16 protein-coding genes are annotated in these 18,701 nt (G+C 59.7%); 4 read left to right on the top strand and 12 right to left on the bottom strand.

Translation table 11 applies throughout. The features are described 5' to 3' along the window. Positions 1-67: 67 nt before the first annotated feature. The 7 genes from FIV03_RS15765 to FIV03_RS15735 form a co-directional block, all read right to left on the bottom strand. Entirely contained in the window at positions 68-1,069 is a 1,002-nt protein-coding gene (locus FIV03_RS15765) for a DMT family transporter (protein WP_051990128.1), read from the bottom strand. 105 nt (positions 1,070-1,174) lie between these two features. Next, on the bottom strand, positions 1,175-2,431 hold the full coding sequence (gene sbmA, locus FIV03_RS15760) for a peptide antibiotic transporter SbmA (protein ID WP_152510214.1): 1,257 nt from the start codon (positions 2,429-2,431) through the stop codon (positions 1,175-1,177). A 198-nt stretch (positions 2,432-2,629) separates the two neighbouring features. After that, positions 2,630-4,927: a xanthine dehydrogenase family protein molybdopterin-binding subunit gene (locus FIV03_RS15755; protein ID WP_152510213.1), complete on the bottom strand. Its 2,298-nt coding sequence runs from the start codon at positions 4,925-4,927 to the stop codon at positions 2,630-2,632. A 282-nt stretch (positions 4,928-5,209) separates the two neighbouring features. After that, positions 5,210-6,271, bottom strand: a complete 1,062-nt coding sequence (locus FIV03_RS15750) for a succinylglutamate desuccinylase/aspartoacylase family protein (protein WP_152510212.1) — start codon at positions 6,269-6,271, stop codon at positions 5,210-5,212. Beyond that, a complete protein-coding gene (gene rimK, locus FIV03_RS15745; protein WP_006932769.1) occupies positions 6,268-7,173 on the bottom strand; it encodes a 30S ribosomal protein S6--L-glutamate ligase in 906 nt (301 codons plus the stop codon). Before rimK ends, FIV03_RS15750 begins: the two co-directional genes overlap by 4 nt. A 90-nt stretch (positions 7,174-7,263) precedes the next feature. Next, positions 7,264-7,737, bottom strand: coding sequence for a RimK/LysX family protein (locus FIV03_RS15740; protein ID WP_208984212.1), 474 nt, complete (start codon positions 7,735-7,737; stop codon positions 7,264-7,266). A gap of 215 nt (positions 7,738-7,952) precedes the next feature. Next, positions 7,953-8,540 carry a VOC family protein gene (locus FIV03_RS15735; RefSeq protein ID WP_152510211.1) on the bottom strand — a complete coding sequence of 196 codons (588 nt, stop codon included), beginning with the start codon at positions 8,538-8,540 and terminating at the stop codon, positions 7,953-7,955. 193 nt (positions 8,541-8,733) lie between these two features. Here FIV03_RS15735 and FIV03_RS15730 point away from each other — a divergent pair, with 193 nt between their 5' ends. Further along, positions 8,734-9,708, top strand: coding sequence for a DMT family transporter (locus FIV03_RS15730; RefSeq protein WP_208993494.1), 975 nt, complete (start codon positions 8,734-8,736; stop codon positions 9,706-9,708). 54 nt (positions 9,709-9,762) lie between these two features. Here the strand turns inward: FIV03_RS15730 and FIV03_RS15725 are convergent, their stop codons facing one another. Beyond that, positions 9,763-10,401 (bottom strand): hypothetical protein, encoded by a 639-nt coding sequence (locus FIV03_RS15725; protein WP_286202197.1) that lies wholly within the window; start codon positions 10,399-10,401, stop codon positions 9,763-9,765. A gap of 136 nt (positions 10,402-10,537) precedes the next feature. Between FIV03_RS15725 and FIV03_RS15720 the strand changes: the two genes are divergently transcribed. Continuing rightward, positions 10,538-11,203 carry a YafY family protein gene (locus FIV03_RS15720; protein ID WP_152510210.1) on the top strand — a complete coding sequence of 222 codons (666 nt, stop codon included), beginning with the start codon at positions 10,538-10,540 and terminating at the stop codon, positions 11,201-11,203. Between the two features lie 166 nt (positions 11,204-11,369). Here the strand turns inward: FIV03_RS15720 and FIV03_RS15715 are convergent, their stop codons facing one another. From FIV03_RS15715 to FIV03_RS31880, 3 genes are all read right to left on the bottom strand, one after another. Next, positions 11,370-13,040: a long-chain fatty acid--CoA ligase gene (locus FIV03_RS15715; protein WP_173013864.1), complete on the bottom strand. Its 1,671-nt coding sequence runs from the start codon at positions 13,038-13,040 to the stop codon at positions 11,370-11,372. Between the two features lie 305 nt (positions 13,041-13,345). After that, a complete protein-coding gene (locus FIV03_RS15710) occupies positions 13,346-14,503 on the bottom strand; it encodes an AAA family ATPase (protein ID WP_152510208.1) in 1,158 nt (385 codons plus the stop codon). A 13-nt stretch (positions 14,504-14,516) separates the two neighbouring features. After that, complete coding sequence (locus FIV03_RS31880; protein WP_023000626.1) at positions 14,517-14,651, bottom strand: hypothetical protein; 135 nt, start codon at positions 14,649-14,651, stop codon at positions 14,517-14,519. Between the two features lie 81 nt (positions 14,652-14,732). Here FIV03_RS31880 and FIV03_RS15705 point away from each other — a divergent pair, with 81 nt between their 5' ends. After that, positions 14,733-15,275: a hypothetical protein gene (locus FIV03_RS15705; protein ID WP_023000625.1), complete on the top strand. Its 543-nt coding sequence runs from the start codon at positions 14,733-14,735 to the stop codon at positions 15,273-15,275. A 9-nt stretch (positions 15,276-15,284) separates the two neighbouring features. Here FIV03_RS15705 and ade read toward each other — a convergent pair whose 3' ends face one another. Next, complete coding sequence (ade, locus tag FIV03_RS15700) at positions 15,285-17,006, bottom strand: adenine deaminase (RefSeq protein ID WP_152510207.1); 1,722 nt, start codon at positions 17,004-17,006, stop codon at positions 15,285-15,287. Positions 17,007-17,369: 363 nt separating this feature from the next. On the opposite strand from ade, the gene FIV03_RS15695 reads away from it, so the two are divergent. Next, complete coding sequence (locus FIV03_RS15695; RefSeq protein WP_201030462.1) at positions 17,370-18,692, top strand: ROK family transcriptional regulator; 1,323 nt, start codon at positions 17,370-17,372, stop codon at positions 18,690-18,692. Positions 18,693-18,701 lie beyond the last annotated feature (9 nt).

Raw genomic sequence — 18,701 nt, 5'->3', positions numbered from 1 at the left:
ACAGCATTGCTGTGCTTGTCCGGAATGACGCGGGAAGACAGCGTGACCCGCCCTCTTGTCTCTCGCCCTACGAACGCGAAGGCGATGACGCCCGGCGTGCTTTTGTCCGGTCCAGCCCGAGCTTGTGCTCGCGGTAGATGACGAAAATACCGGCGGCTATCACGATTAGCGCCCCCAGCACCACAGCGGGCAAAGGCGTTTCGCTGAACACCACCCAGCCGACAATAATCGCCCATAGCATGTTGACATAGTCGAACGGGGCAATGGTGGAGGCATCCGCGAACCGGTAGCTCTGCGTCAGCAGGATCTGGCCGACACCGCCCGCAAGGCCGATCAGCAGAAGCAGACCTGCCGTGGGCAGGTCCGGAATGATCCAGGCCTGACCCGGCAGCAGAAAGCCCAACGGCAGCGTGAGCAGCGACAGCACGGACGACATGCCCGCAAACCAGGTAACGATTGTGGACGTGCGCTCCGTCTCGCACAATTTGCGCACGGTGATCATGGCGAGCGCGGCAAAGCCGGCTCCTGTCAGGCCGATCAAGGCCCCGATCATCGAGTTGCTGTCCAACTCCGCGTCACCCAGATGCGGTGACAGCACAACCAGAATGCCGACAAAGCCGACACCGACTGCGCTCCAGCGATAGACCCGCACCTTTTCGCCAAGCAGCAGAAAAGCCAGCACCACCACGAAGAGCGGCGATGCAAAGCCGATCGCCGTCGCATCCGGCAAGGGCAGCAGAGACAACGCGGTGAAGCCGCAAACCATCGCCGTCAGGCCGACGGACGCCCGGGTAAGATGTCCCAGCGGGTTGGCCGTTCGAAAGGCGAGCCCCAGTTCCCGGCGCATCGCCACCATGATCAGCACCGGAAACAGCCCGAAGAAATTCCGTGCGAACACGAGCTCACCGATCGGTACCGTCTCGGCGGCAATCTTGAGGGCCGTTGCCATGACGAAGAACACCATGGTGGAGGCCACTTTCAGCGATATTCCGATAAGAGGTGCCTGCCGGGTCATCCCGGTAGGCGCCGGAGGTCCGGAGAAACGGGACTTCTGGCTCAAGAACGCCATGACAACTTCCAGGCCCGGCGCTCTTCATGAAGCCACGGGCGGTGCGTCGGACCGCGGAACCGCCGGGACAGAAAACTGGCTTGAACGTCTTGCGCAGACCTGACCTTAAGCTTGCGCCCCCGGTTCAGGAGTGGTGCCACCGGCAACCGCGAGCTCCCGCTCGGAAATGGAGACCTCAAAGCCTTTCAGACGTTTGTAGATGGACAGGAGCTCGATGATCGTCGTCCAGGAATTCACCAGGAACTGGAAGGACGAGGACACCTGGCTGAAGGCCGTCAGGATTTGCTGCACGATACCAAAGGTGATCTTGCCCACTACGATCGTCGGAATGAGGATGAAATAGGAGAAGATGTTGTCGGACTGAAGGTAAATGCCGCGGGCCAGGTTAAAATAGAGATAGTGGAAGTAGAGCCGGAAATAGTTTTGACGGACAAAACCGAACAGCTCGCGCAAGGTCGCCGGATTGGCGCGATCTTCATGATCTTCCCCGTACACAAGTTCCTTACGGTAGGCTGCCTCGACGCGCTGGTTGTGGAACTCCAGTCCGGGCAGCTTGATGCCAACAAGGCCGAGCAAAACCGTCCCAAACAGCGACCAGATGATTGCCGCGGTGAACAATGGCGCCGGAATTTCGCCTACAATCGGCAGGGACGAGACATGACTTGAAAGCGCAAACAGCACCGGCAAGAAGGCGATCAGTGTCATGATCGAGTCGATGAACGCAACGCCAAGCCCTTCCATGATGGAAGCAAAGCGCATCGTGTCTTCCTGAATACGCTGCGAGGCACCTTCGATGTGGCGCACATTCGACCACTTTTCGACGTAGTAGTCGTTCATCGCCGTGCGCCAGCGGAAGACGTAGTGGCTGACGAAGAAGCGCGTGAAGATGTAGAGAATGACCCAGACCGATGTGATCTGCGCGAAGATCAGCATCAGGTTGTAGAAGTCTGCTGCGGTGACACCGCTTTCCTCTCCATTGAGCGCGTTTTGCAGCGTATCGAAGAACGGTCTGCGCCAGTTGTTGATCGCGACTGACACCTGAACGCTGTAGTAGGTCATGAAAATGATCAGGGATGAGCCCCAGATCGACCAGATCTGCCAGCGGTGGTCGCGAGAGAACATCCACCAGAAACCGCCGAAGAGCAGCGTGCAGATACCGTAATAGATATAGAACCAAAGAAAATCAGGTGTGACGAAATAGGGCAGCCCGATGGGTGGTTGCTCACCCTGTGGCGGCGTGCCGAAGCCCAGTGTTTCTGTCAGTCCTTCAGCAAACCCGTACCAAGCAAGGATTGCGGCGAGTGACCAGAGGAAGGCAGACAGGAAGAAAAGTTTGGGCTTGGGAAAGAAGGACTGAAACAACGGGAGGATCCTATTTCTTGAAGCGGAAGGATTCGCGCCACGCACCGATGAACCGCAAGATTGCGGCAAGAACCGGATAATTCATACGTTTATTTAAAAGAAACCACAGACACAATCTTGAGAACCGGGCTTTACCGGTGTCAACTTGCTGCCTGAAAGATAAAAGGCGCCTCGAAAGGGCGCCTTTTTCAGTTTCCGTTATTTTGCTGCCTGGATGGCTTCCCACACGCGAAGCGGGGTTGCCGGCATGTCGATCAGCTCGCTGACCCCTGCCCCGTCCTTCAGCGCCTTCTGCACCGCATTCATGACTGATGCGCAGCCGCCGATGGTTCCGGCTTCACCCGCGCCCTTGATGCCCATGGCATTGGTGGTCGATGGAACGTTGCGGGTCTCGAAATGAATGTCCGGCAGGTCTGCTGCCCGTATCATGCGGTAGTCGAGCAGCGAAGCCGTCAGAAGCTGGCCGTCTTCGTCGTAGATCGTCTGCTCGCACAGGGCCTGGCTGAGTGCGGAGGCCGCACCGCCATGCACCTGACCGGCCAGGAGAAGCGGGTTCACCGTGACACCGAAATCATCGACGATCACGTAGTTGACGATGGCAACGTCACCGGTATCCGGATCGATTTCCACCTCGCACACATGGGTGCCGTTCGGATAGGTCGCCTCGGTCTGATTGACCTCTTCGCGGGCGGTCAGGGTTTCCCCGGCGCCTGCCGCAATCTCGGCTAGTGTCACCTGCTGGTCGGTTCCGACCACACGAACCATGCCACCGTCGAGTTCAAGATCCTCGATCCCGGCCTCAAGCCGATCAGCGGCAAGTTCCTTCACCTTCTTGACCAGCGCAATGCCCGCATCGCGGACAGACGGCAGGCCGATGGGGATGGAGCGCGACCCACCCGTTCCGCCCCCCTTGCGCACCCGGTCGGTGTCGCCCTGGATAACGTCGATGTCCTCGATGGAGATGCCGAACTGTTCCGCAATCACCTGGCTGTAGGCCGTTGCATGGCCCTGGCCGTTGGTCTGTGTACCGATCAGCAACGTCAACGTACCCTTGTCGTTGAGCTCAAGGGTGGCTTCCTCGCTGCCAGGGAAGGCACAGGCCTCGATATAGGAACAGATGCCGATGCCGCGGTACTTGCCGTGCTTCGCACTGTCGTCCTGCCGGGCATTGAAGCCGTCCCAGTCGGCAACTTCCAGCGCCTTTTGCAGATGGCCGGAAAAATCGCCGGTGTCGTACATTCGCCCCGTCTGGGTCGTGTAAGGCAGTTGCTCCGGCTTGATGAAATTGCGCTTGCGGATCTCTACCGATCCGACACCCGTTTCCTCTCCCGCCTTCTCGATCAGGCGCTCGATCAGATAGGCAGCTTCCGGACGGCCCGCGCCGCGGAAGGCATCCGTCGGCACCGTGTGCATGTAGACGCCCTCGACCTTCGCAAAGACGGCCGGAATGTCGTAGAGACCGGAGGTCATCGATGTGCCGACGAAGGGAATGAACGGGCCGAACTGGTGCAGATAGGCACCCATGGCAGCCCTGACGTGCACCTTGAGCCCCAGGATCCGGCAGTCGGCGTCCAGCGCCAGTTCCGCGTGGGAGACATTGTCCCGACCATGTGCATCCGTCACGAAGTGGTCCATGCGCTCACCTGTCCAGCGCACTGGCCGACCAAGTTCGCGAGCAGCAACCATGCTCAGCGGGTATTCGCGGTAGCAGAACATCTTGGTACCGAAGCCACCACCGACTTCCGGCGTGATCACCTGCAGTTTTTCAGCTTCCAGATCCAGAATGCTGCAGATGATGTCACGCAGACCATGACCGCCCTGGGTGCCGACCGTCAGCTTGAACCGGTCGCTCGCAGCATCGAATTCGGCAACGCAACCGCGCAGCTCCATGTAGTTGGCAACGATCCGGTTGTTGACGACGTCGATGGAAACGACCTTGTCAGCCTTTTCGAAGGCAGCGTCGGTCCTGGACTGATCACCCTGACCGTAGGTGAAGGCGACGTTGGTCCCGAATTCCGGCCAGACCTTCACGGCGTCCGGTGCAAGGGCCTGCTCGATCCCGACGACAACGTCCAGCGGGTCGTAGTCGATTTCCAGCATCTCGGCGGCATTCCGGGCTGCGTTGACATCGTCCGCGACGATGAAGGCAATCGCATCGCCCACATAGCGTACTTCGTCGGAGCACAGGACAGGCTGATCGGGCGCTGCGAAATTGGAGCCGTCGATCTGCTTCGGACGCGCCCGGCAAGGCATCGTCCGGCCTTCCAGCTCGGCTCCGGTGAGCACCAGCCGGACACCGTCCATCTCACGGATCTCGTCCACATTTCCAAGGCTGATGCGCGCATGTGCCATGGCGGACCGAACGACGACCCCGTGCAGGCAGCCTTCCGGCATGTAATCGCCCGTATAGATGCCCTTGCCCGTTATGAGCGGCTCATCTTCCTTGCGGCGCAATGGGGCGCCAACACCGAACTTCGGAGTGACCATCTGGTTCATGAATCTGGACCTGCTTTTTTTGGGAAGACTTTCCCTTGGGAAATATCCACGCGCCGGGAGCGCCGGTTTTGTTCAACATAGTGCCCGAAAGCCGACGTGGCCAGAGGTTTGGACAATTCTGCTTCGCACATTTGTTTTTCGGGGCAAGCTGTGGGTGCCGAGACGGCTTGCTCATTCGGTGCCAGTGGCGCTTCCATCAACACAAGCCAGCCCCTCCCCTGAAGCATGCGATAGGTGGGTGAGCTGCTGCACACGCCGAGAAACGCTGAAACCAAGCCGCCTCTAGATGATTTCGTCTTCGTCGAACAGCGGATCGGCCTCAAGCTGGGAAGCCAGGCTGTCGAGGGTCGTTTCAGCGTCGTATCGTTCGTTGAACTCGGCGATATGAAACAGCCCGTCCCCTTCGTTGACCACCGGAAGGTTGGTTCTGCCCACGATGAGCCCACCGAGTTCGGCCAGCACGTTCCGTTCCTTCTCGCCGAACGGATCAGAGGTGATGCCAAGCAGCATACCGGGTTCGACAACATCGCCGACCGATTTGAACGGCCGCAACAATCCCCCGGCCGGAGAACGGACCCAGTAGCTCGTCTTGCTGAGGATCGAACGGGCCTTTGGCCGCGTGATGCCCTTCGCCCCCAACATCTTCAAGGACCGCATCACGCGCAAGACCCCGGAAACGCCAGCTCTGATCGCCATTTCGTCAAACCGCAGGCCTTCGCCCGCCTCGAACACCAGGACGTCGGTTCCCTTCAGCTGTGCGGCCTGTCGCAACGACCCATCGCGCACCTTGGAAGTCAGGATGACCGGAGCACCGAAAGCTTTCGCGAGCGACAGCGTGTCTGCCAGTGAAGGCGAAACGCGGATCTGCGGCAGGTTGGTCCGGTGAATGGCCGCCGAATGCAGGTCGATGCCATAATCGGACCGGTTGACGATCTCGCTCATGAAAAGATGCGCCAGCCGCCCGGCCAGCGAGCCGCGCAGGCTACCGGGGAACGAACGGTTCAGGTCACGCCGGTCGGGCAGATAGCGCGAATGGTTCAGAAAGCCGAACGCGTTGACGATCGGGATGACCATCAGCGTACCCTTCAGCTTGTCCAGTTCCTGGATTTCGAGCTGTGGCGCTTTCAGGACACGGCGTGCGATCTCCACACCAATGACCTCGTCACCATGCACGGCCGCACTGACGAACATGACCGGCCCGGGTTTGCTTCCATGCAGGACATGCACGGACATCGTCACGGGCGTGTGGTCCGACAGCACGCTGACCGGCAGATCGATCGTACGCCGGGTTCCCGGTGCGATCTTGTGGTCGCCGATCTCGAAGGCTTTCACTTTTGTGGTCAACCGCGTCCCTTGGTCTTGGTTTTGCCAACCTGGGCATTCTTGGCAATAAAGTCGATGATCTTGCCGGCAACATCAATACCTGTTGCCTTTTCAACGCCCTCCAGCCCGGGCGACGAGTTGACCTCCATCACCACCGGGCCATGGTTGGACCGCAGCATATCGACGCCGCAGACGTTCAGCCCCATGGTCTTTGCCGCGCGAATGGCGGTCGAACGTTCCTCGGGAGAAATCTTGATGGCGGCCGCACTGCCACCGCGGTGCAGGTTGGACCGGAATTCGCCCTCCGCACCCGTCCGCTTCATGGCCGCAATCACCTTGCCGCCAACCACCAGCGCGCGGATGTCGGTGCCGCCGGCTTCCTTGATGAATTCCTGCACCAGGATGTTCACGTTGGCACCGCGAAACGCCTCGATCACCGACTTGGCAGACCGCTCCGTATCGGCAAGAACCACACCGATGCCCTGAGTGCCTTCCAGCAGCTTGATCACAACCGGGGCGCCGCCCGCGGTCGCCAGCACTTCCTCGGTCATCTTCGGATCGTGGGCGAAGGTCGTTACCGGCAGGCCGATCCCGTCGCGGGCAAGCAGCTGCATCGACCGAAGCTTGTCGCGCGACCGTCCGATGGCAACGGATTCATTCAGCGGGTAGACGCCCATCATCTCGAACTGGCGCAACACGGCCAGACCGTAAAAAGTGACCGATGCGCCGATCCTCGGAATAACCGCGTCGAAGCCGGTCAGCTTGCTGCCGTTGTAATAGATTTCCGGCCGCCGCGAGGCGATGTTCATGTAGCAGCGCAGCGTGTTGATGATTTCCAGTTCGTGACCGCGCTCCTCGGCAGCGTCCTTCAGGCGCTTGTGGGAATAGAGCTCGGGATTCCGTGCCATCATAGCAATTTTCATTGGTTCAAGTCCCTCGGTCTCAGCCTCGTTCCGACCGGTGTTGCGACACCGAATTTTCAGTGATTGTTTCCTGCCGCTTAAACGCGCAGCTTAGTGTTTTGTTGCCAGCGCGGGCTTTCCCGCCAGGAAAGACCGGCCTGCATGCACCAGCACGTTGTGCCGCCTGATCGCCGTCCGGCCGAGGATCATGTCGAACCCCATGTTCGACCTGTCCGCCAGCGACACATCCACATGCCAGTGATGTTTTCCAAGATGAAGTAACGTCCGGATGACAATGCGCCGTTCGGGAACACCGCTGGTGTTCTTGATGTTGCGCTCGTCCAGAACCGGAACCTCCGCCCGGAAATCGCTGTGATGACGCGAGGCAGGCACCCGGAAACGTACCCAGGTCCGGCCGTCGCGTTCGAACACTTCCTGTTCTTCGGCATGGAGCGCCGAGGTGCGTGCGCCGGTGTCGATCTTGGCACGCATATCGAAAACGCCCAGTTCGGGAAGGCTCACGATTTCACGCCAGCCGATGATATCGGCAGCGGCCAAGGGACGCCCCTTCTTAGCCATTGTCATTCAAAAAAACCCTGGAGCCCCCTTGCTGGGGCCTTTCCCAAACGACCTTGTTAACCGAGCATTGCATGGCCTGCCGGAGAGCGCAACACAGGTTGCGATCCTGTCTGAAAACAAGATTTCGGACGCAGCTCATCATCATGATTCACAGCGGCGCGCAAGCGAATTTGCGCGCGCGTGCAAAGATCGTCCGGCAAGTGCAACAGCCGGATAACGCCCTACCGCTTGTACGGGTTCTTCGGGCGCCGGTCGTCAGACAGGCTGCGTCTCGTTTCGCGCGTCAATTGCTCGATGGCATCGGCAAGATGGACTTCCTGAATGTTGTAGTCACCCCGCGCCACCCGGATCTTGTGTGCTTCCAGCATGACCTCGCCCATGGCGACGCCTTCCGGCGGTACGAAGCGATAGCTGGCCAGTTCGATCAGCAGCCCGAGCGGGTCACGAAAATAGATGGAATCCATGAAGCCGCGATCCTTCGGACCGCTGTGCGATATGCCGCGTGCATCAAGCCGCTCGGCAATCTGCCGAAAGGTTGCCTGCGATACGGCAAGCGCCAGGTGATGAACGCAGCCGATTGTCTGGGGAGCCGGCTCCGGGTCCGGATTGCGGTCTTCGTTGGTGAAGATCGTGATGAGACGGCCATCGCCGGGATCGAAATACAGATGGCTCTGGTTTTCATCGTCCAGATTGGGTTGCTCGAACACGAAAGGCATTCCCAGCAGCCCTTCCCAGAAATCGATGGAAGTCTGCCTGTCGGCCCCGACAAGAGTGATGTGATGCACGCCCTGCGTCTGGATTTTTTCCATGGATGTCCTCCCCGTTCGGCGCAGTTTAAATTGCATCCGCCTGCGATGGCAAACAGCCGCCCTCTTTCCTTCTCGGCGAAAAGCGCTAAGCTTGTTTCAACTGCAACAAACAGCCTTATCCGAGTCTTGCCTGTGCTCCGGCCCCAATGCGCCGCCGCATCCGCATACCCTCCGGCAAGGATTCACGATGGACATGCCCACCCAACAGCCGGAGCCTTCCGAGGCAACCGGCAATCGTCTTCGGCGCAAGGTGACCAGCCTGACGGAGAACCTGCCGTCGAACACCATCGGCGCGCTCTGGATCCTTCTGGCCGCCTTTCTGTTCTCGATCATGGTCACCCTGATCAAGCTGCTCGGCAAGGACCTGACGGTCTTCCAGATCCTGGTGATCCGCCAGGGCATCATGCTTGCCATCGTTGCCCCGAAGATCCTCAGCGGATTGCCGACCTCACTGGCAACAAAACGTCCCGGACTTCAGCTGACCCGTATCGTGGTTGCTGCGACCGCCATGCTCTGCGGCTTCACGGCCGTCATCGAACTGCCGTTGGCCGATGCCACGGCAATCAGCTTCTCCAAGACGTTCTTCCTCACGATCTTCGCCATCTGGTTGCTGGGAGAAACAGTCGGTGTGCACCGCTGGGGTGCCACCATCGTCGGCTTTCTGGGGGTTGTTCTGATGCTCCGCCCGCAAGGCGACGGGCTGATCGATCCCTTTGCGCTGCTCGCCATTGCCGGGGCGGCCTGCGCCGGCCTGGTGATGATTGTCGTCCGCCTGCTGACGCGCACCGATCCCCCGGTCACCATCCTAACCTACCAGGCTTTCGGCGTCGGTCTGATCATGATCATCCCCGCCATCCTGACCTGGCAGAGCCCGACCCTGGCACAATGGGGAATTCTTCTTGGGATCGGCATCGTGTCCTGGGCGGCCCAAATGGCGAATATCCAGGCATTCCGCGCCGGCGAAGCCACCGCAATTGCCTCGCTGGACTACACCAGGCTGCTCTATGCCACCGTTTTCGGTGCGCTGGTGTTCCACCAGTGGCCGCGCGTGGAAACACTGGTGGGCGCTGCCGTCATCATCGCCGCGTCGATCTACACGGTCCGCCGCGAGGCCAAACGCGGCCAGAAACTGGCAAGGGCCTCGGACGGACGCGGGTACAATAGCTAGAGCAGCAGGCGATGAGGTTGCCTGCCGGCTCAGGCGATAAGGTCGCCTGCCGGCTCAGGCAAGCACGTGCCAGAAATCCAGATCGACGCTGGCGGGATCAAACAGGTTCAATAGCGGCGCACAGGCCGCGTTCGACACATAGCCTCCGCAGATCTCCCTGGCAGCACCTTCCGTTTCCACAAAGCAGATCTCCGAATAGGTATCCTCCCCTGCCCGCGCCATCAGATGCGCCCTGGTTTCCGGCAAGGGGGCAAGATACTCCCTCTCGATCCGTCCGGACGCAGCCATCAGCGCCTCTTCTGAAAAGCTGCCGTCGTCCCTGGGACGAAACGTACCGAATTCGATGGCGGAAAATCCGTCCGGCACCGCTTCGAGGTCTTTCATCAGACGGTTGAGACACAGGCGAATGCTGCCGGGCTCCAGCAGTTCCATGAATGCCCTTGAGCTTGCTGCCTGCATATGCGCCTCGGACATGGCTGCGAAACTGGCCTCGTCCCTTGCCAGAATTGCATCGGCATAACCGCCTGTTGCATTGCCTAAAAAGCAGTGAAAGGCGATTCCCGGCTGGTTGCTCAGGAACTCCTTCTGCCACAGGCGGGCGGCCGCTATCAGTTCCGGCGCACCTACGCCTGCTTTCGCCTCGTAGCGAGCAAACCCCATCACTTTCATCGGTCCCAGTTCTTTTCGCAGCATGAGATGTCCTTCCGTGTTTCTGCTGCCAGCTCTATAGAAGGCGTCAGAGACAGTTTCTGTCAGGGGGATGCGCTATGATCGTGCAAAAGAGGGCGGCAGCAAATTCCTTGCAGAAACCGGCTGGAGACCGACACCCATGCGAACCATCAGGCTGTTTTCCATCCTGGATGCCCTGCGCAGCCGCAGAGGCGCCGTTCCGGCCGCCATGCTTGCGGAGCTGCTGGGCGTGACGGAACGCACCATTTATCGGGACATGGCCACGCTGAAGGCGATGGGCGCGCCCATTCGCGGTGAAGGTGGTGTCGGCTACGTTCTCGAGCGTGGATATTTCCTGCCGCCGATGCAGTTCGATCCGGACGAGCTGGATGTCATCCTGCTCGGCATTCGCATGGTCAAGGCACGTGGCGACAAAACCATGAGCGAAACGGCCGAGCGTGTGCTCGGCAAGCTTGGAGCAGTTCTGTCCGAAGGCGAACGCTCGCTGAACCGTCCGTTGCTCGCGGTCGGCAAGGCCTCCTCGGCACAAGGACATGACGCCCTGTCTCCGCTGCGCGATGCCATCCGCAAACGGCGCAAGGTGCAACTCGGCTACAGCGACCTGCAGGACCGCGTCAGCGAACGCCTCACCCGCCCGCTGGGACTGACTGCCTTCGAAAGTGTCTGGGTGCTGACTGCGTGGTGCGAAGTACGGAACGGCTTCCGGAATTTCCGGCTCGATCGCATCAGGTCATTCGCGATCACCGACACACGGTTTCCGAAGGAGCCGGGCAAGGAATTTCAGGACTATTTGAAGACGCTGTGAGGCAATCACGCCGCTTCGTTGCAACGGGTTAATGCGACAGCAGTGTGACCGCTTGTCAGGTGGAAACCCGCTCTGCGTGACTTGAAAATTGTGCCGGTTTAGACAGAAAGCATTGCACGGAAGCGCTCGATTGAGAGCGCTTCCGGTGTTTTCAGGAACGGTGCGCTCAGGCGCTCCGGGCTTCCGCCGCTGCCCGCTTCTGGGCTTCTTCCTCGACCAGTTCCTTCTTCGACAGTTTGCCGACCATGGTTTTCGGCAACTCGTCACGGAACTCATAGTCTCTTGGCAGTTCGATCGTCGACAGATGGTCCTTCAGGAAGGCCTTCATGTCATCGGCGGTGAGCGAATGGCCTTCCTTCAGCTTGATGAAGGCCTTCGGGCTCTGGCCGCGATAGGCATCCGGCACGGCAATGACGATGGTCTCGTCCACGGCCTCGTGCTGGTAGATCGCTTCCTCGATGACACGCGGATAGACGTTGTATCCAGAGCACAGGATCAGGTCCTTGATCCTGTCGACCAGATAGATGAAGCCGCCATCATCCTGATAACCGACATCGCCCGTATGCAGATAGCCGTCCTGGGTGATGGTCTCGGCGGTCGCGTCCTCGCGCTTCCAGTAGCCCTTCATCACCTGGGGCCCGTGCAGCAGCAACTCGCCCTTCTCGCCTGCCGGAACCACGGTTTCGCGGTCCTCGATACTCACGAAGCGGGCACTGGTCCCCGGCACCAGCCTTCCGATGGACCCCGCCCGGCGGCTGTCGTCCAGCGGGTTGACCGCGGCAACTGGCGACGTTTCGGTGAGACCGTATCCTTCCACCAGAATGCAGCCCGTGATCTTTTCAAAGCTTTCCTTGACCTCCACCGGCAAAGGCGCGCCGCCCGACAAGCAGATCCTGATGCTGGTCAGATCGTAATTCGCCGTCATGGGCGAGTTGTTGATGGCCGTGTAGATTGTCGGCACGCCCGGAAAGAGGGTCACCTTCTTTCGCTTGACCGCTTCCAGCAGCGACTTCAGTTCAAAGCGCGGCTGCAGCACCATTTCAGCGCCCAGAATGATTGACAGGTTCTGCCCCACCGTCATTGCGAAGACGTGGAAGAACGGCAATACGCACAGCATCTTTTCTTCGCCTGGCCGCGCCTTTTCGAAGACGCAGCGCATCTGCTCGATATTGGCCGACAGGTTTCTGTGCGTCAGCATCGCGCCCTTGGGAACGCCGGTGGTACCCCCGGTATACTGCAGCACCGCGATATCGTTTGCCGGATCGATTGCGACCGGCTTGGGCTTGTCGCCCCTCGTCTGCAGGTCTTCGAAACGAATGTGGGCGTCATCACGGTGAATGTCCGCCAGTTCCTTTCGCTTGAACAGACTGAACAGCACCTTCTTGATCGTCGGCAGGCACCAGGCCATCGGGCAGACGATGATCTTGTCGAGCGCCCGTTCCCTGCGAACCTCCTCGACCTTGTCGTAGATCACCTTCAGATCCATGGTCACCATGATGCGCACATCGGCATCACGCGCCTGGAACGACAGTTCGCGCTCGACGTAGAGCGGATTGAAGTTGGCGACCGTGGCGCCGATCTTCAGAACCGCGAAATAGAAGATCGTGTAGAAAGGCGTGTTTGGCAGGCACAGGCCGACGTGCACACCCGGGCCGACGCCCATCGCCTGCAGTCCGGCAGCCGTCCTGTCGACCAGCGCGCCGAATTCGGCATAAGTCCACACCTTGCCCATGAAATCACAGGCAGGACGGGTCCCGTATTGGGCAACGGTCGTCTCGAGATACTCGTGTACTGGACGGGGCTTGAACGCCGCGTTCCACTCCTCCGCAGTCGTCATTACGTTCTCCAACGCGTTTTATCGCTTCACTGCGCGGACGGGCCTTTATCCTGAAATTTCGTGATCCGGACAAAATCCGTACCACGAAATGGTCCTCCTCAAGGGCCCGGCCACCAATGAGGCGTCACCTCTTTGGGTCTCTCCTGACATGAACCAACCTTCCGTTCACGTCAACTCGCGACGTAACGACACCTCGTCGTTTTTTTGCGCGCGAAGAACCATCCGCTTAAGATAAGCCAGCTGAGCCGGTTGGCAATAGAGACGTCAAATCAAAAACTTATAGACAACCCTGCAATACAGGCGGTTTATCTCTTTGGCCAGTTCCAGCGAGGTGTGTCAGCGCTATCCACAACCGTCTCGCCAAGTTCCTTGCGCAGATCGTAGCGCATGCAGCCTCTTTCCGACGACAGCACGGACACCAGTTCGTCCGCATGGGAAACGACGATCACCTGCGTCTTTTCCGCGGCCCGTGCAATCAGCCGGGCGAGAGGCTCCAGCAATGCCGGATGGAGGCTTGTCTCGGGCTCGTTCAGCACCACCAAGGGCGCCGGGCGCGGTGATAAAAGCGCCGCCGTCAACAGGAGATACCGGAGCGTTCCGTCAGACAGTTCACTGGCCCGTAGCTCGCGCAGCAGCCCCTTCTGCTGCATCAGCAGTTCAAAATAGCCGTCGTTGACCGAAATCCTGACGGATGCTCCGGGGAATGCGTCATCGACTGCCTCTTCCAGAGCCCGCTCGTCACCAATTTCCTGGATGGTCTGAAGAGCGGCTGCCAGATCCCCGCCATCTCCGCTCAGCACAGGTGTCCGTGTTCCTATCTTGGGAAACCGCGCGGGAGCGTCCCTGTCGGTGCGCAGGTGATCATAAAAACGCCAGGCGCGCATGCGTTCGCGCATGACCAGAAGTTCCAGACCGTCTTTCGGATCGGCGGCATGGGTCATCATGCTGTCGAAGCGGGCAAGGTTCTGGAAAACCGGTATGCGCTGCCCGTGGGCATTGAGAACCCGAACCGTCGGGCCGTTTCTGGCCGCGATTTCGTTCGAGCGGGACAAGGCTTCGCCGGCCCAAAGGGCCTCGGCCTTGATTTCCGGATCCATGGAAAACAGCGACCGCCCGGCGTCCGCCGGCAGACCGAGATCTATCGCATAGCCATAATCCTCATCGGCAAAGCCGAGCTTCAGACTGACCACGCCCTTGCGCACGGTTCCCTGAACCGGCACGTCGCCCTGTTTCATCGCCCTGGAAAAAGCTTCAGGCCCCGCCCAGAGCGTCGAATTGAGGCCACCTTCCGCAGCCAGCGAGGCAATCGCCTGGCCTTGCGAGACTTCCGCCAGCAAACGGATCGACCGGTAGAGGCTCGACTTGCCGCTGCCGTTCGCACCCGTCACCAGGGTGATGCGGTCGAGCGGTAGGACGATGTCGCGTAGCGAGCGGTATCCGGAAACGGCAAGAGTGAGGATCATCGAAAGACCTGTTTCAGCTCCCCTGATCCACCAGTTCGAGCTTGTTGACATCGAAGAAACCGAATTCGGTGATCTTCAGATGCGAAATGCCCGGCAAAGGCAGGAAGGTGTCGCGCGCATTCCGAACGCTGGAGCGAACCAGACCCATAGATTTTTGTCTTGAGGAATTGCGTCACTGCTACTTTTAGGTGCATATCTTGGTGCAATACTCGAACGAAAGGTGTTGCCTTTGTATAACCCGAAAGAAGCGGCAGAAGACAGCCACGCGCTTCACCTGGCCATCCTGTTTTTTGTAGCTAGCGCTGTCGCGATCTCAATTTATTTCCACCACGACAGCGGTTTGAAGTACTGGCTTCTGAAGGGCTTTGGCGAAACCACCCCCGGCAAGGTTCTGGTCATTATCAACGACACGCCCGATGGGGACAAGGCTTGGGCGCATTATCGTTCCAATTACCGGAACACTTTCAAGAACTTCAAAAGCTGGCACGACGAAAGGATCGTCGTTGAAATCAACCCAACGAACGCACCGGCCCAAACTCTGGATTTCAGGATAAAGCCTGGGGAGATCATCCGAGAGACAGACGGCGCTCTGAACGTCACTTATTTGCCACTCAATCCGAAGATTGCCTATCCCACCCGCAGTTTGGACAGGTTTTCTCTCGACAGCCAGATCCTGTTCTGGTCCCTTGTTGCCGGAGCTGTCCTCCTGTTTCTGGCGTTGCGATCCGCGCGGAAATGGGCACGTTTTCGTGCACGTTTGCGCCAGTACTGAGCGCAAGCATCAACTACCCTGATCCACCAGTTCGAACTTGTTGACATCGAAGACGCCGAAATCGGTGATCTTCAGATGCGGAATGACCGGCAAAGGCAGGAAGGCGACCTGCAGAAACGGTTCGGCCAGCGTACAGCCGAGATCCTTGGCAGCGGCGCGCAGGTGCTCCAGTTCCTCCTTCACCGTTTCGAACGGCTCCAGGCTCATCAGTCCCGCCAGCGGCAGGGCAAGTTCGGCTTTCACACCATCCTTGTCGGCAACCGCAAATCCACCCTTCATGGCGATCACCCGGTTGACCGCGTGGGCCATGGCTTCCTCATCCGCGCCAACCACGCAGATGTTGTGGCTGTCATGGCCGACGGACGAAGCAATTGCGCCCTGTTTCATGCCGAAACCATTGACGAAACCGAGGCCGATGTTGCCAGTGCCCTTGTGCCGCTCCACGACGGCGACCTTCAGCACATCCTGATCAAGATCGGCCAGCGTCTTGCCGCCGGTCACCGGCAAGGTGCGCTTCAGGTGTTCGGTGATGATCCTGCCCGGCACCACACCGATAACGTCGGCCTCGCTGTTGCGCGCCGGTATATCGAACTTTGACGCGGTGACCTGGCCGACATGCACGCTGTCGAGGCCAACCGCCGGGACGATGGTTCTATTTGCAAATGCTTCGTCCGTCGCCAGAACACCGCCGCAGATCACTTGCGCCACACGGCAATCGGCAAAGTCGCTCAACAGCGCAATGTCTGCGCGCTTGCCCGGTGCAATCACGCCCCTGTCTTTCAGGCCAAAGGCATTGGCCGCCGACCAGCTTGCGGCCCGATAGGCGTCCAGCGGACGGATGCCCTTGGCGATCAGGCGGCGGATCATGCTGTCGAGGTGGCCTTCCTCGGCAATATCGAGCGGATTGCGGTCGTCCGTGCACAGCGCGACGAAAGCCGAAACATCCGGTGTCAGGATCGGAGCCAGCGCTTCCAGGTCCTTGGAAACGGAGCCTTCCCGCATCAGGATCGTCATGCCTTTGGCGAGCTTTTCCAGCGCCTCCTCGGCGGAGGTTGCCTCGTGGTCGGTGCGGATGCCTGCGGCCAGATAACCGTTGAGGCCAATGCCCTGAAGCAGAGGCGCATGGCCGTCGATATGACCGTCCTGAAAGGCGGCAAGCTTCGCCAGCACCTTGGGATCGCGCGCAAGCACACCTGGAAAATTCATGAATTCGGCAAGGCCGATCACACTCGGATGATCGCGGAACGGCAGCAGGTCCTCGATCTCCAGGCAGGCGCCGGCTGTCTCAAAAGCCGTTGCAGGAACGCAGGACGAGAGATTGACCTTGAGGTCCATCACTGTTTCCAGAGAACTGTCCAGGAAATATCGGATCCCTTCGGCACCCAGAACATTGGCAATCTCATGCGGATCGCAAATGGCTGTGGTCACTCCGTGCGGCAGCACGCAGCGGTCAAATTCGAACGGCGTGACCAGAGACGATTCCACATGAAGATGCGTGTCGATGAAGCCGGGTACGGCTGTCAGTCCCGAACCGTCGATCGTTTCGGCCGCTTCATACTGCCCGTGTGTGCCGACGATCCTGTCACCGACGATCGCAATATCCGTTTCGATCGTGGATCCATCGACAACGCTGAACAGGCTGGCGTTCCTGATCACCAGATCGGCAGGACGCTCCCCTGCCCCGGCAGCAATCGCCCGCTCCAGAAACGCTTCATCATGTGTGGCCGGCATTTTTTGTCTCCGATTCTCGTCCCTCCCCGACAATACGGATGTTGAAAGCTCCGGCAACGATTTCGCGAAGGTGTGTTAGGATGTCCTGCACGAAAGAGCTGAAACACGGATCGCCCGTCAATCCCGCGCGCACCCAGGCTGCGCGGATGTGCCAGACCGGCCCCTGCCGGAAAAATGTTACCGAGGCAGGCGAGAATTTTTCGTGTTGTTGCGCAGAGACTTACCGCGCCACAATATCGAAAACGTGCGTTGCAAAACAGATTGCGATTGACAGCCGGGCCACTTGGGCGAATAATTTTATCAAACTTATTTATTCTGATGCCGCCGACGAGAGCAGGCAGTTCCTGGGGAGGAGCAAGACCGGTGGAGGACACGCCAAAAAGCGGCCGTGGTTCGAATTCCGCGCAATTGCGCCGGTACAACGAACGCATCGTACTTCAGATCCTTCGGCGTGCCGGTGAGGCCTCCAAGGCGGAACTCGCCCGGGCGGTACAGCTGACCAACGCGGCCATCGGTGCCATCATCCAGAACCTCATCGAGGAAGGGCTGATCGTGGAAGCCGGCAAGCGTCACGACGGCAGTCGCGGGCAACCGGCAACCATTCTCCGGCTTGCCCCGCGCGGCGCCTATTCCTTCGGGGTGCGGCTGGACCGGACCAACATGGAAACCGTGTTGATGGATTTTTCCGGCCAGCTGATTGCCCGCCGGCTTCATGACATGATCCTGCCCGCGCCCGAAGAGGCCATGGAAATCCTCAAGGACGATCTGGAATTCCTGCGCCAGCATCTGAGCAAGGAAGACCAGTCCCGCATCACCGGCATTGGCCTGGCGCAACCGTTCAACCTTGGTGCCTGGCTGCATGAACTGGGCCTGCCCCAGGCCGATTTCATGAAGTGGGAAGACTTCGACCTGACCGACGCCCTGGAAAAGGCTACCGGCCTGCCGGTGTTCAGCGAGAACGACGGCACGGCCGCCGCTGTGGCCGAACTCTTCTACGGGCTGGGCCGGCAGAACGACAATTTCGTCTATCTTTTCCTTGGACCTGCCATCGGCGGCGGCCTGATTCTGAAGGGCGATGTCGTGCGCGGTGTATCCGGCAACGCCGGCGACGTTGCCATGATCCCCGTCCCGCCAAGCACGTTGACCACCGCACCAAAGGCCCGCAATTCCTGGGACCTGCTGCTGACCCGCGCATCGCTGGTTGCACTCGCCCGGCACATGTCGCCCGAAGATTTTCCAAAGCTCAACCGCTCCGATTTGCAGCACGCGGTTGAAACCGGCGACCCGAAATACACCGAGTGGCTTGAAGACTGCGCCGAAGCGCTCGCACTTGCCCTGCGCTCGGCCTATGCGCTTCTCGATGTTCCTCTGGTCGTCCTCGACGGCGACCTTGGCGGCCCGTTCCCGGAAACCTTCCGCGCCGCCTTGAAAAAGGCCGTGGAAAAGGCCGCGCCGGAGAAACGCCATTCACCCGACATCGAAATCGGCAGCTTTGGCCACGACGCAGGCGCCATCGGCGCAGCCAGCCTGCCGCAATTCTTCAATTTCTCGCCCAGGGCAGCAATCCTGACAGGCGGGAAAGACACCGGACCCGCCGGAGCTGGCAGCTCGGAGGATAGAGCCAGCTTTCCGGCACGGGCAGCACGGTTGGGGTCACATCTGGCCACGCCCAACCGTTCAACCTGAATTGGCCAG

Origin of the sequence: Labrenzia sp. THAF187b, assembly GCF_009363375.1 — a bacterium.
In the GTDB taxonomy this organism is placed as follows: Bacteria; Pseudomonadota; Alphaproteobacteria; order Rhizobiales; family Stappiaceae; genus Roseibium; species Roseibium algicola.
The sequence above is the reverse complement of the archived record's forward strand: the minus strand, read 5'-3'. Positions and strand labels throughout refer to the sequence as shown.

Bases quoted from the DNA above. Each gene is read 5' to 3' on its own strand.
- FIV03_RS15765 (WP_051990128.1), bottom strand. From the start codon at position 1,069: ATGGCGTTCTTGAGCCAGAAGTCCCGTTTCTCCGGACCTCCGGCGCCT.
- FIV03_RS15755 (WP_152510213.1), bottom strand. From the start codon at position 4,927: ATGAACCAGATGGTCACTCCGAAGTTCGGTGTTGGCGCCCCATTGCGC.
- rimK (WP_006932769.1), bottom strand. From the start codon at position 7,173: ATGAAAATTGCTATGATGGCACGGAATCCCGAGCTCTATTCCCACAAG.
- FIV03_RS15740 (WP_208984212.1), bottom strand. From the start codon at position 7,737: ATGACAATGGCTAAGAAGGGGCGTCCCTTGGCCGCTGCCGATATCATC.
- FIV03_RS15735 (WP_152510211.1), bottom strand. From the start codon at position 8,540: ATGGAAAAAATCCAGACGCAGGGCGTGCATCACATCACTCTTGTCGGG.
- FIV03_RS15730 (WP_208993494.1), top strand. From the start codon at position 8,734: ATGCCCACCCAACAGCCGGAGCCTTCCGAGGCAACCGGCAATCGTCTT.
- FIV03_RS15725 (WP_286202197.1), bottom strand. From the start codon at position 10,401: ATGCTGCGAAAAGAACTGGGACCGATGAAAGTGATGGGGTTTGCTCGC.
- FIV03_RS15720 (WP_152510210.1), top strand. From the start codon at position 10,538: ATGCGAACCATCAGGCTGTTTTCCATCCTGGATGCCCTGCGCAGCCGC.
- FIV03_RS15715 (WP_173013864.1), bottom strand. From the start codon at position 13,040: ATGACGACTGCGGAGGAGTGGAACGCGGCGTTCAAGCCCCGTCCAGTA.
- FIV03_RS15710 (WP_152510208.1), bottom strand. From the start codon at position 14,503: ATGATCCTCACTCTTGCCGTTTCCGGATACCGCTCGCTACGCGACATC.
- FIV03_RS31880 (WP_023000626.1), bottom strand. From the start codon at position 14,651: ATGGGTCTGGTTCGCTCCAGCGTTCGGAATGCGCGCGACACCTTCCTG.
- ade (WP_152510207.1), bottom strand. From the start codon at position 17,006: ATGCCGGCCACACATGATGAAGCGTTTCTGGAGCGGGCGATTGCTGCC.